Origin of the sequence: Pseudonocardia nantongensis (genome assembly GCF_046546495.1) — a bacterium.
Lineage (GTDB): Bacteria > Actinomycetota > Actinomycetes > Mycobacteriales > Pseudonocardiaceae > Pseudonocardia > Pseudonocardia nantongensis.
This window is the reverse complement of sequence record NZ_JBKGXT010000020.1, coordinates 11,850-23,796: the sequence shown is the minus strand read 5'-3', so window position 1 is coordinate 23,796 and position 11,947 is coordinate 11,850. Positions and strand designations below refer to the sequence as shown.

Annotated in this window: 8 protein-coding genes; 4 read left to right on the top strand and 4 right to left on the bottom strand. The window is 74.5% G+C overall.

The genetic code is table 11. The annotated features are described in order from the left end of the window. Positions 1 to 39 precede the first annotated feature (39 nt). On the top strand, positions 40 to 414 hold the full coding sequence (locus tag ACLFMI_RS20625) for a (Fe-S)-binding protein (RefSeq protein WP_410949559.1): 375 nt from the start codon (positions 40 to 42) through the stop codon (positions 412 to 414). 28 nt (positions 415 to 442) lie between these two features. Here the strand turns inward: ACLFMI_RS20625 and pepN are convergent, their stop codons facing one another. After that, positions 443 to 3,049 (bottom strand): aminopeptidase N, encoded by a 2,607-nt coding sequence (gene pepN, locus ACLFMI_RS20620; RefSeq protein WP_410949558.1) that lies wholly within the window; start codon positions 3,047 to 3,049, stop codon positions 443 to 445. Between the two features lie 106 nt (positions 3,050 to 3,155). Between pepN and ACLFMI_RS20615 the strand changes: the two genes are divergently transcribed. The 3 genes from ACLFMI_RS20615 to ACLFMI_RS20605 all read left to right on the top strand — a co-directional run bounded on the left by ACLFMI_RS20615 (position 3,156) and on the right by ACLFMI_RS20605 (position 6,842). Beyond that, a complete protein-coding gene (locus ACLFMI_RS20615; RefSeq protein ID WP_410949557.1) occupies positions 3,156 to 3,782 on the top strand; it encodes a mycothiol-dependent nitroreductase Rv2466c family protein in 627 nt (208 codons plus the stop codon). 128 nt (positions 3,783 to 3,910) lie between these two features. Beyond that, the gene (locus ACLFMI_RS20610) at positions 3,911 to 5,182 is read left to right on the top strand and encodes a transglycosylase family protein (RefSeq protein ID WP_410949556.1); all 1,272 of its coding nucleotides are present in this window, start codon (positions 3,911 to 3,913) and stop codon (positions 5,180 to 5,182) included. 139 nt (positions 5,183 to 5,321) lie between these two features. Further along, positions 5,322 to 6,842 carry a serine/threonine-protein kinase gene (locus tag ACLFMI_RS20605; RefSeq protein ID WP_410949555.1) on the top strand — a complete coding sequence of 507 codons (1,521 nt, stop codon included), beginning with the start codon at positions 5,322 to 5,324 and terminating at the stop codon, positions 6,840 to 6,842. Here the strand turns inward: ACLFMI_RS20605 and ACLFMI_RS20600 are convergent. From ACLFMI_RS20600 to ACLFMI_RS20590, 3 genes are all read right to left on the bottom strand, one after another. Further along, positions 6,829 to 7,512 carry an alpha/beta hydrolase gene (locus ACLFMI_RS20600; RefSeq protein WP_410949554.1) on the bottom strand — a complete coding sequence of 228 codons (684 nt, stop codon included), beginning with the start codon at positions 7,510 to 7,512 and terminating at the stop codon, positions 6,829 to 6,831. The genes ACLFMI_RS20605 and ACLFMI_RS20600 overlap by 14 nt on opposite strands. Next, on the bottom strand, positions 7,505 to 9,412 hold the full coding sequence (locus ACLFMI_RS20595) for a S9 family peptidase (protein WP_410949553.1): 1,908 nt from the start codon (positions 9,410 to 9,412) through the stop codon (positions 7,505 to 7,507). Before ACLFMI_RS20595 ends, ACLFMI_RS20600 begins: the two co-directional genes overlap by 8 nt. 130 nt (positions 9,413 to 9,542) lie before the next feature. Further along, complete coding sequence (locus ACLFMI_RS20590; RefSeq protein WP_410949552.1) at positions 9,543 to 11,912, bottom strand: beta-xylosidase/alpha-l-arabinosidase; 2,370 nt, start codon at positions 11,910 to 11,912, stop codon at positions 9,543 to 9,545. Between the last annotated feature and the right edge of the window lie 35 nt (positions 11,913 to 11,947).

Here is an 11,947-nt window from a genome sequence, read left to right as displayed (position 1 = left end):
GACGACGCCCGACCCGCCGACCGCACGAAGGAGGTCACCATGGCGCACACGCACGACGGCGCGACCGGACCCCGTCCGGACGGGCGCCGCTCGGCCGACCCCTCGGCCCCCTCGGCGGCGGTGCTGACTCCGCCGACCGGGCTCCGGCCGGTCACGCCGGCGACCCCGTCCGTGCCGCAACAGCGCACGCCGTCCGAACCGGCCGCTCCGGCACCGGCCCCGCCGGCGCCGCCTGCCGAACCGGACCTGCGGCTGTGCTCCTGCGGGCACCCGGAGGACATGCACGAGCATTACCGGCCCGGAACCGACTGCGGCGCCTGCGGTGCCCGCAGCTGCCGGGCGTTCCACCCGGAGGGCGAGCAGGCGCCCGCCCGCAACCCGATCCGCCGCATCCTCGGTCGCTGGACCGGCTGAGACCGAGGGTGCGGGCTTACGGCTGCGGTCAGGGCTGCTCGACCGTGGTGGCCCGGTCCGGGGCCGGGGTCGGCTGGGCGTCGAACTCCCGGGCGGCCAGCGCCCGCACGATCCCGGCGCGGCCCTCGGACACCAGCCGGCGCAGCGCGGCGGGCTTGGACCCGTCGGCCAGCCAGGCGTCGGCGGCGTCGACCGTCTCCGGCCGCACCGCCCAGGACGGGAACAGGCCGACCACCACGTTCTGCGCCAGCTCCGAGGTCCGCCGGGCCCACACCTCGTCGATCTCGGCGAAGTAGCGCTCGACGTAACCCCCGATCAGGTCGCGCTGGGCCGGGTGCGAGAACCCGGCGATCGCCGCCTCGCCGAGCGCGTTCGGCAGCTCGTCGTCGTGCACGGCGCGTTGCCAGGCACGCTCCTTGGCCGCGGCGGTCGGGATCAGCGCGCGCGCCCGCTCGGCCTGCCGGGCCCCGGTCGAGGTCGGGTCCTGCTGCTCCTCCTCGGCGATCTCCACCTCGCTCGCCCTCCCGTGCGCGACCAGCGCGTGCAACAGCCGCCAGCGCAGGTCGGTGTCCACGGTGAGTCCTGCGGGGACCTCGACGTCGAGCAGCCAGCCCTTCATCCGGTCCAGCGTGATCTCCGGCAGCACCGACGAGGTCAGCGCGTTCACCACGGCCAGCTGCGCGTCCGACCCGGGCGGGGCGGTGTCCAGGCGGAACCGCAGCGCGTCGGTGAGCAGCGGCCAGCCGCGCTCCGCGGCCCACTCCGGGTCGCAGTACGACGACGTCGCGGTCTGGGCCTGCAGCAGCAGCCGCGCCGCGACGCCGATCTCGGACTCGGTATCGAACCCGCCGGCGACCAGGGTGACGAAGTCCCGGGCCTTGAGCTCCGCCTCGCGGGTCATCTCCCAGGCCGACGACCAGCACAGCGTCCGGGGCAGCGACTCGTCGATGTCGCCGATCCGGTCCACCAGGGTGGCCAGCGAGCCCGGGTCCAGGCGCAGCGCGCAGTAGGTGAGGTCGTCGTCGTTGACCAGGACGAGCTTGCCGCGCGGCAGCCCGACCAACCCGGGCACCGGGGTGCGCTCGCCGGAGACGTCCAGCTCCACCCGGTGCGTGCGGACCAGTTTGCCGGTGGCCGGGTCGTCGTCGTAGACACCGACCGCGAGCCGGTGCGTGCGCAGCTCGCCGGCGCCGGGCCGGGCACCGCCCTGCACGACGTCGAACGAGGTGAACTTGCCCGCCTCGTCCACGGCGAACGAGGGCCGCAGCAGGTTCAGGCCGGTGGTGCGCAGCCACTGCGCGCCCCAGCCGGACAGGTCCCGGCCCGACGCGGACTCCAGCGCGCCCAGCAGGTCGTCGAAGGTGGCGTTGCCCCAGGCGTGCGTGGCGAAGTAGTCCCGCAGCCCGGCCAGGAACGGCTCCAGGCCGACGTAGGCGACCAGCTGCTTGAGCACCGACGCGCCCTTGGCGTAGGTGATGCCGTCGAAGTTGACCTCGACCGCCTGCAGGTCCGGGATGTCCGCGGCGATCGGGTGCGTGGAGGGCAGCTGGTCCTGGCGGTAGGCCCAGGACTTCTCCAGGTTCGCGAACGTCGTCCAGGCGTTCGTGTATTCGGTCGCCTCGGCCTGGCAGAGCACGGAAGCCCAGGTGGCGAACGACTCGTTCAGCCACAGGTCGTCCCACCAGCGCATGGTCACGAGGTCGCCGAACCACATGTGCGCCATCTCGTGCAGGATCGTCTCGGCGCGCCGCTCGTAGGCCGTGCGGGTGACCCGGGACCGGAAGACGTAGTCCTCCAGGAACGTGATCGCGCCGGCGTTCTCCATCGCGCCCGCGTTGAACTCCGGCACGAACAGCTGGTCGTACTTGCCGAAGGGGTAGGTCACCCCGAAGTTGCGGTGGTAGAAGTCGAAACCCTGGCGTGTCTCGGTGAAGATCCGCTCGTGGTCCATGTGCGGGGCCAGCGAGGCGCGGCAGTAGATGCCCAGCGGGATCTCCGCGTGCTGATCCCGGTAGGTGTCGTGCCAGCTCGCGTACGGCCCGGCGATCAGCGCCACCAGGTAGGTGGAGAGGATCTCGGTCTGCTCGAAGCGGTGCAGCGCGGCCTGCCCGTCGATCTCCACCGCGGCGGGGGCGTTCGAGATGACCTTCCAGTCCGCGGGGGCGGTCACGGTGATCGTGTAGCGCGCCTTGAGGTCGGGCTGGTCGAAGCACGGGAAGAGCCGCTTGCAGTCGGCGGTCTCGAACTGCGAGTACAGGTAGACCGCGCCGTCGATCGGGTCGACGAAGCGGTGCAGGCCCTCGCCGGTGTTGGTGTAGAGCCCGGTCGCGACGATCGTCAGCTCGTTCTCCACGGCCAGGTCGGCCAGCGCGAGCCCGCTCTCCTCGGTCCAGCCGCTCACGTCGAGTTCGGTGCCGTTGAGGACAGCTGAGGTGAGGGCCTCGCCGACCCACTCGATCCAGGTGCTCCCGCCCGGATCCGCCGCGGTGAAGCGGACGGTGGTGGTGACCGCGAACGTCCGCTCGGAGGGGGCCCCGGCGCCGTCGGTGAGATCGAGTGTGACGTCGTAGGTCGACACCGCGAGCTGCGCGGCGCGCTGCTCGGCCTGGGTGCGGGTCAGGTTGGGCGGGGTCATGGAGGTGGTCTGGTCCTCTCCGGAGCGTGGGTTCGACCGCATCCAATCACGGGATCCGGCCGGTGGCCCGTGGAATCAGCGCCGGGCGGGCGTCGTTGCGCCGAAGATGACTGCAGCTTCCGTCGACGACCGTGCCCGTGTCGATGTCTGGTTCGACCCGCTGTGCCCTTGGGCGTGGCTGACCTCCCGCTGGGTGCTGGAGGTGGAGAAGGTCCGGGACGTCGACGTCACCTGGCACGTGATGAGCCTGGCCGTGCTCAACGAGGACCGGGACCTGCCGGAGAACTACCGCGAGATGATGGACCGCGCCTGGGTCCCGGTGCGGGTGTGCATCGCCGCCGCGCAGGCGCACGGACCGGAGATCCTCGGTCCGCTCTACACCGCGATGGGCGAGCGGATCCACAACCAGCAGAACAAGGACTTCGACGACGTCGTCGCGGGTGCGCTCAAGGAGCTGAACCTCCCGGCGTCGCTGGCGGAGGCCGGGCACTCGACCGAGTGGGACGAGAAGCTGCGCGCCAGCCACCACGAGGGCATGGACCCGGTGGGTCTCGACGTCGGCACCCCGACCATCCACGTCGACGGCGTCGCGTTCTTCGGGCCGGTGATCTCCCGGGTGCCGAAGGGCGAGGAGGCCGGACGGCTGTTCGACGGCGCCCGGCTGATGGCCGAGAACCCGCACTTCTTCGAGCTGAAGCGGACCCGGACCGAGGACCCGTCCTTCGACTACTGACCTTCCTCGACTACTGAACCTCCTTCGACCACCGAACCGGCCGGGTGCCGGCCGGCCGCGCTCGCGATGGTGAACGGGTTCGGCGGTTCGGCCCCGGTGGGGGCGCCCGGTGACCAGGGTGCCCCGCCGTGGACACCTGCTGGGAGCGACGCCGTTCGGCACTCGGGGCCGTGTTGCTGGTCGTCGGGGCCGTGGCCGGAGCGCGGCTGACGGTCGCGCCGGAGGCCGACGACACCGCCCGCGTGGCGCTGAGCCCGTACCGGGAGGGCGGCTTCACCGTACGGGCGGCCGCCGTGGACCCGCGGGTGGACATCGCCAGTGCCGAGGACGGTTCCTGGGCGCTCGGGCACAGCCCGGCCGGCGGGGACGTCGTCCTCGACCTGGGCCTGCTCGCCGGGGACGCCGTCAAGCCGTGGTGGGTCGACCCGGTCGCCGGGACGACCCTGGAGCTGGCCGAGGTGGCGAGCTCCGGGGTCGCCCGGTTCACCGTGCCCTCCGGTGGGGTGCAGGACTGGGTGCTGGTCGTCGACGACGCCGCCGCCGGCTACGACCGCCCCGGTCTCGACGACGTCCGGGCCGCCATCGGTTCGGGCTCGGGCGGCGAGGGGCACCCTCGGGACCCGGGCAGAGACGAGGGGGCCCCTCGGGACACCGATCCCGCCGGTGCCGGCGACGGAGGCCCCCGCGACGAGCAGCCCGGCGGCAAGGGCTACGGCGGCGTGGACTCCGGTGGCAAGGGCTCCGGTGGCAAGCGCTCCGGCGGCACGGGCTCCGACCAGGGCTCGGGCGGTGTGGGTTCCGGCGTCACCGGCTCCGGGACCTCGGACCACGGTCGCGAGGGGCACCCTCGGGGCCCCGGCAGAGACGAGGGTGCCCCTCGGGACACGAACTCGGGCGAAGGCACCGGCGGGAAGGCGGGTGACGGCCCGGCGTCCGGAACGGCGCCCGAGGAGCGCAGGTTCGCCGGCGAGGCGGGCAAGGGGGAATCCGCGAAGCCGGCCCCGGAGGAATCGGCCCCGGCGAAACCGGCCCCGGCGAAACCGGCCCCGGCGAAACCGGCGCCGGAGAAGCCGGCCCCCGAGAAGGTCCCGGAGCAGTCGGCCCCGGAGAAGGCGGCGCCCGAGAAGGCTGAGCCCGAGAAGGCGGCGGGTGGGTCGTGGGACGCGCTGGCCGAGTGCGAGTCGTCCGGCGACTGGTCGATCTCGACCGGCAACGGCTACCACGGCGGCCTGCAGTTCGACAAGGGGACCTGGAGCGACTTCGGAGGGACCGCCTACGCCCCGACGGCCGACGGGGCGTCGAAGGAGCAGCAGATCGAGGTCGCGGAGAAGGTCCGGGACTCCCGCGGCGGTTACGGATCGTGGCCGGCGTGCGCGTCGAAGCTCGGCCTTCCGAAGTGAACCTGTACCCCTGTGGGGTGGCGCTCGAATGTTGGAAGCGACTCCGGTGGACGCGTAGTCTCGGCGTCCCCCGGCCGGTCACCCCGGGCAGGTGCCCTGCTGGCGTCGCGTCGGCCTCGAATCACTATCCTTGGACCTCATGAGTTCGCCCACCCCCGAGACCCCCCGGATCGGGAACCGCTACCGGCTCGACGAGCGGATCGGTGCCGGGGCGATGGGTGCGGTCTGGCGGGGTACCGACGAGCTGCTGAACCGCACGGTGGCGGTGAAGGAACTGCTCGCGGCGGCCGTGCCCTCGGCCGAGCAGCTGGAGGAGTCGCGGCAGCGGATCCTGCGTGAGGGGCGGATCGGGGCCCGGCTGCAGCACGCGCACGTGATCAGCATGTTCGACGTCGTCGTGCACGACGAGCGTCCGTGGCTGGTCATGGAGTACCTCCCGTCCCGGTCGCTGGCCGTGGTGCTGGCCGAGAAGGGCCCGATCCCGCCGCGCGAGGCCGCCGCGATCGGCCGCCAGGTCGGCGACGGCCTGGCGGCGGCGCACATCGCGGGGGTGGTGCACCGCGACATCAAGCCGGGCAACGTCCTGATCGCCGAGGACGGCCGGGCCAAGATCACCGACTTCGGCGTGTCCCGCGCGGTGGACGACGTCCAACTCACCCGGACCGGCGTGATCGCCGGGACGCCGGCGTTCCTGGCTCCCGAGGTCGCCCGCGGGCAGGAGCCGACGGCCGCATCGGACGTGTTCGCGCTGGGCGCCACGCTCTACGCCTCGGTCGAGGGGGAGCCGCCGTTCGGCCTGGACGAGAACGCCTACGCCCTGCTGCACAAGGTCGCCACCGGCGCGATCACCCCGCCGTCGCAGGCCGGCCCGATGACGGCGATCCTGATGCGGTTGCTGGCCAACGACCCCGCCGAGCGGCCCAGCGCAACCCAGGCCCGGGACGCGCTGGCCCGGATCGCGGCCGGCCAGTCCGTCGCCGGGCTGGCGACGCGGTCCACGGACCCGGCCGCCGAGGACCCCGAGCTGGCGGCTGCGGCCGCGCCGCCGGGCGGCGGCACCGTCGTCGACGCGCCTGCTCCGACCCCGCAGGTCATCCCGGGGAACGGCAAGGGCGGGCGCCGGCGGGGCTCCGGCCGTCGCCGGCTCCCGGTGCTGATCGGGGTGGCACTCGCGCTGCTGGTGATCGGTGGCGGTGTCGCGATCGGCCTCATCAGCAGCAACCAGCAGGCCGCGCCGCCCCCGGTAGCCGCTTCGCCGACGAGCCAGGCATCCCCCACGAGCGCGCCGCCGCCGTCCAGCGCACCGTCGCCCAGCGCGCCGCCGTCCAGCGCGCCGCCGTCACCGGTCGGGACGGTCACCGACCCGGTGTCGTTCGTGCAGAACTACTACCGGATGCTGCCCGGCGACATCGAGGGTGCGTTCAGCCGGCTCAGCCCGGAGGCGCAGGCCCAGTCCCAGGGAATCTCCGGGTTCCGGGAGTTCTACAGCGGCATGCGCGTCGTGTACGCGGAGAACCTGCGCAACGCGGGCCCGAACGCGGTCACCGCGACGGTGGTGTTCATCCGTAACGACGGCTCGCAGAGCGAGGAGAGCTACCGGTTCGTCGTCGGCACCGACGGGCAGGGCCAGGAGATCATCCAGTCGTTCAGCCAGGCCTGACCCGCAGGTTCTGTACGAAGCGGACGGTCGTGTCCACGATCCGCCGTGCGGCGCTGCCCCGGTCGGTTCCGGGTTCGCCGTCGCCGTGCTGGGGCCGTAGTCGCCGAAGAACGCGTGCGTCCCGCCCGGAACCTGCACGAACCCGGGTGTCGGACGGAAGCAGCGGACGGGTTCGCGCGATGTCGTCCGGTGTGGTGAGACCGTCCCGTTCCCCGGAGACCGACAGCACCGCGACCTGCGCGGACGAGATGTCCCCGGCCGGGTAGGACGCCCACAGCAGCAGCCCGCGCGCCCCCGGCACGTCCACTGCCGACGCCGCGGCGACGCCGCCCAGCGAGTGTCCACCGACGACCCAGCTGCGGATCTCCGCACGGTCCGTGACCATGCGGGACACCGCGCCGGGGTCGGCGAACGCCAGCCCGAGCGGCGGCGCCGGAACCACGACGGTGACTCCCCGCTCGGCCAGCGGCCGCAGCAGCGGCAGGTACGCCCGCGGGTCGACCAGCGCGCCGGGAAGGAACACCAGCCCGATCGCACCGGGAGAGGACACCGGCCGCAGCTCCCAGCTGCCCGGCGTGTGCACCACCCGGACATGCTCCGAGGACCGGGTGGCGGCCGGTCCGGCCGGGGCGGTGGCCGCGGCCCGGCAGCGCGGGCGGCGGTCAGCCACCGACGGTGCCCAGCACCCACCGCAGGATCCGGTCGTTCGCCCGGGCCCGGGTGTGCCGGTCGAGGACCTCGTGCCCCTCGTCCGGGAGGAGCATCAGCTCAACCGGGGCGCCCCGGTCGGCGAGCGCCCGGTGGATCGCATGCGCCTGCCGGAGCGGGACGTTCGTGTCGTTCTCACCGTGCACCACCAGCAGCGGCACACCGATCCGGTCCGCCCGCGCCAGCGGGGACAGCTCCTCCAGCAGCGCCCGATCGGTCCGCGGATCGCCGTACTCGGGGTAGGCGGGTCCGGCGATCCAGGGCTCGGTCCCGGCGTAGAACGACGGCAGGTCGGCCATCCCGCAGATGTCCACCCCACCGGCGAACAGCTCCGGGTACCGGGTCAGCGCGGCCAGCGTGAGGTAGCCGCCGTAGGAGCGGCCGGCGACGACGATCCGGGCCGGATCCACCCCGTCCACCCCGGCCAGATGGCGGGCGGCCGCGGCGACGTCGTTGATCGAGAAGTGCCGCCGCTCGCGGTCGTCGGCGCGGGCGAAGGCGGCCCCGCGACCGGAGGACCCGCGCAGGTTCGGGGTGAACACGGTGACCCCGGCGGCGACGAGCCCGCGGATCAACGGCGACCAGCCCGGCCGCTCCTCCGACTCCGGGCCGCCGTGCAGCCACAGCAGGGCCGGTCCCGGCCGGTCGCCGGGCCGCTCCGGGCGGTGCAGCCAGCCGGCCAGCTCGAGGCCGTCCTCGCCGGTGAGCCCGGCCCGCTCGGGGCGCGGCGCGGGCAACCACGACGCCCCCGGCAGCAACGGTGTGGGTGTTCCACCGTCGACCGGCACCCGCGTCACGTGCGGCGGGACGCCGGGGGACTGTCCGGTGGCCAGCAGCGCCGTCCCGTCGCGGGTGAACGACACCGCGGTCAGGACGTCGGCGGGTGCGGGCAGCCGGCGCCGCCGCCCGGCACGCAGGTCGGCGACCTCCAGCTCGCTGTGGCCGCCGGCGTTCCACACCAGGGCGGCGTGGGTCCCGGACGGGTCGAGCACGACGTGGTCCAGGTCGGCGTCGGGACGGGCGGCGACCGTGCGGGCCGGGGCGATCCGGTGGTCGGCGGCCGGGCCGACCGCGACCGCGAGCAACGCGGAGTGCTCCCGCCCGGCGTCGGTGTGCACCCAGAGCGTGCCCGGGGCGGCGCCGAACCGCGCGGTCGCGGTGAACGCCCCGATCGGGCCGCCGACCAGCCGGTCCCGGGCCCCGGTACGCAGGTCGAGCAGCTCGAGCCGGCGCCGGCCGCGCCGCCCGGTGCGCAGCACCACCCGCCGGCCGTCCGCCGAGATCGCCTGCACGACCGCGGCCTGCCCGGTCCCGAGCACCACCGACGAGCCGTCCTGCACGTCGATCAGGCAGGCGGTTCCGGCGCCGTAGCCGTCGGTGGCCGGGTCCCCGCCCGATCCGCAGATCGTGACGCCGAGCCGGCGGCCGGTCGGTGCCCAGGCGCCGAGGGAGACCGCGGCCGCGGTCGGGGCGATCTCCCGGGACGGCCCGCCCGCCGGGTCGAGGAGCACCAGCCGGGTGCGGTCGCCGCCGGCGGGCGCGACCTGGACGGCGATCCGGCTCCCGTCCGGGGACCAGGTCAGGACGGTCACGTCCGGGTGGGTGATGCCGTCGACGGGGAGCACGGTGCCGGTGCCCCTGACCGGACCGTTCGCGGGCAGCGGGGCGACGTGCACCCGGGGCCGCCCGGTGACGTCGGAGATCCAGGCGACCCGCGTCCCGTCCGGGGACGGGACGGCGTCGCGGTGACCGGCCGCATCCGGCCCGGCGACCGCGCCACCGGCGGGCCCGGTGGCCCGCGGTCCGGTGTCGGGCCCGGTGTCCTGCGGAGTGGACAGGGCGGCGGGTACGGCACCCTCCACGGATCACATCCCCCGTTCCTGCAGCCACGTCTCCCGGGGCAAACTACCCGCTCGGGCGGCCGGTAAGCGCGTCCGGGACCGGCACCGCGGGCATCGTCCCGTGGCGAGCTCCGCTATGCCGGGCGCAGCGCTACACCGGATGCACCGTGACGTCCACGAGTCGCCGGTCGGCGGATCCGACCTCGTGCACCGGCCCGGTCAGCTCCACCGAGGAGCGCAGCACCGGGTCCGCACAGGATGTCCCGACGAACAGCTCCACCGTCCCCGGCTCGACGACGTGGCACATCCGCCGGTCGTGCAGCGCCAGCCGGCGGGTAGGGACGTCGAACCCGACCTCCGCGGTCTCGCCGGGTTCCAGCGACACCCGGGCGTAGCCGAGCAGCACGGCCACCGGCCGGGTCACCGACGCGACGACGTCGGTGCCGTAGAGCTGGACGACGTCGGCGCCGGCCCGGTTGCCGTCGTTGCGGACCCGGCACGAGACGGTGAACGCGCCGCCGGTCGGCACGCCGTCGGTGGGAACCCGCAGGTCGGAGTGTGTGAACCGGGTGTAGCTCAGCCCGAACCCGAACGGCCGCACCGGCGCGGTGTCCACCGCGGTCACCGCGCTCGCGCTGCCGAGACGGGGATGCAGGTAGCTGTAGGGCTGCGCACCCGACGAGCGCGGCAGGCTCACCGGGAGCCGGCCGGACGGGTTGACCCGCCCGGAGAGCACCCCGGCGACCGCGCCGGCGCCCTCCTGCCCCGGGAAGAACGCCTGGACCACGGCCGCGCACCGGTCCAGGGCCCGGTCCAGGACGTACGGCCGCCCGGTGAGCAGCACCAGCACCACCGGTGTCCTGGTGTCGGCGACCGCGTCCAGGAACGCCTGCTGCACACCGGGCAGCTCCAGGGTGTCGGTGTCGCAGCCCTCGCCGGAGGTGCCCCGGCCGAACAGCCCGGCCCGGTCGCCCAGCACGACGACGGCCACGTCCGAGTCCGTCGCGGCCGCCACCGCCGCGGCGAAGCCGGACGTGTCGGGGGAGTCGACGTCGCAGCCGCGGGCGTGCACGATCCGTGCGCCGGGCACCGCGGCGCCTCCGAACTCGCTGCCTCCGAACTCGCTGCCTCTGAACTCGCTGCGCAGCCCGTCCAGCACGGTCGCGACGTCGAGGCCCAGCGTGACGCCGGGATGGTGCGGCAGCACGTGGTTGGCGAAGCTGTAGCAGCCCATCAGGGCAGCCGGGTCGTCGGCGTTCGGGCCGAGCACCGCGATCCGCCGGGTGCCCGCGGCGAGCGGGAGCACACCGTCGTTGCCGAGCAGGATCACCGACTCCTCAGCCAGCCGGGCGGCCAGCGCACGGTGCTCGGGCGGGTCGAGGTCCACGTTCCCGGCCGGCAGCGCATCGGTGAACGCCGGATCGAGCAGGCCGAGGCGGTCCTTCTGCTCCAGCACGCGGCGCACCGCCCGGTCGACGATCTCCTCGGGCAGGTCACCGGAGCGCACCCGCCCGGCCAGCGGCGCCAGGTAGCCGGTCCCGGTCGGCAGCTCGACGTCGATCCCGGCGACCAGCGCCTGCTCGGCGGCCGAGCCGAGCCCGTCCGCGACGCCGTGCAGGGTGTGCAGGAACGCCACCGAGAAGTAGTCGGCGACCACCGTCCCGGCGAAGCCCCACTCGTCGCGCAGCAGCCCGGTGAGCAGCCGGGCGTCCGCGGCCGCCGGCAGGCCGTCGATCTCGGCGTAGGAGTTCATCACCGAGCCGGCGCCGCCGTCGAGCAGCGCCATCTCGAACGGGGGCAGCAGCACCTCGGCGAGCTCCCGGGGCCCGGCGTGCACCGGTGCGAGGTTCCGCCCGGCCCGGGAGTTCGAGTAGCCGACGAAGTGCTTGAGCGTGGCCACCACGCCGGCCGACTGCAGGCCCCGCACGTACGCGGTACCGATCGTCCCCACCAGGTAGGGGTCCTCGCCGATGCACTCCTCGACCCGGCCCCAGCGCACGTCGCGCACCACGTCGAGCACCGGGGCCAGGCCCTGGTGCACCCCGAGCCGGGCCATCGAGTCACCGATCGCGGCGGCTGCCCGCTGCACCAGGTCCGGGTCGAACGCGGCGCCCCAGGACGGCGGCGCCGGGAAGGTCGTCGCCCGCCACGCCGCCAGCCCGGTCAGGCACTCCTCGTGCACCAGTGCCGGGATGCCCAGCCGGGTCTGCGACGCCAGCCAGCGCTGCCGGCGGGCCAGGTGCGCGAGCCCGTCGGCGGGCTCCACCGGCTCCGTCCCGAACACCCGGGTGAGCTGGCCCAGGCCGTGCCGCGCGAATCCGGTGAAGTCCACGTGGCCGGTCTGCATGCTGTCCTGCATCGGGGCGACGGCGCTGTCGTCGTCCCCTCCGGGATCGTGGTCGCGGCCCTCCCACAGCCCGACGAGCTGGGCCAGCTTCTCCTCCAGGGTCATCCGGGCGAGCAGGTCGGCCACCCGGGTGTCGTGCGGATCGGCCGGGGCCGGGGACAGGTCGGTGCTCATGGAGTCCTCTCCGGAAGCGAGTTCGGTGCCGAGGT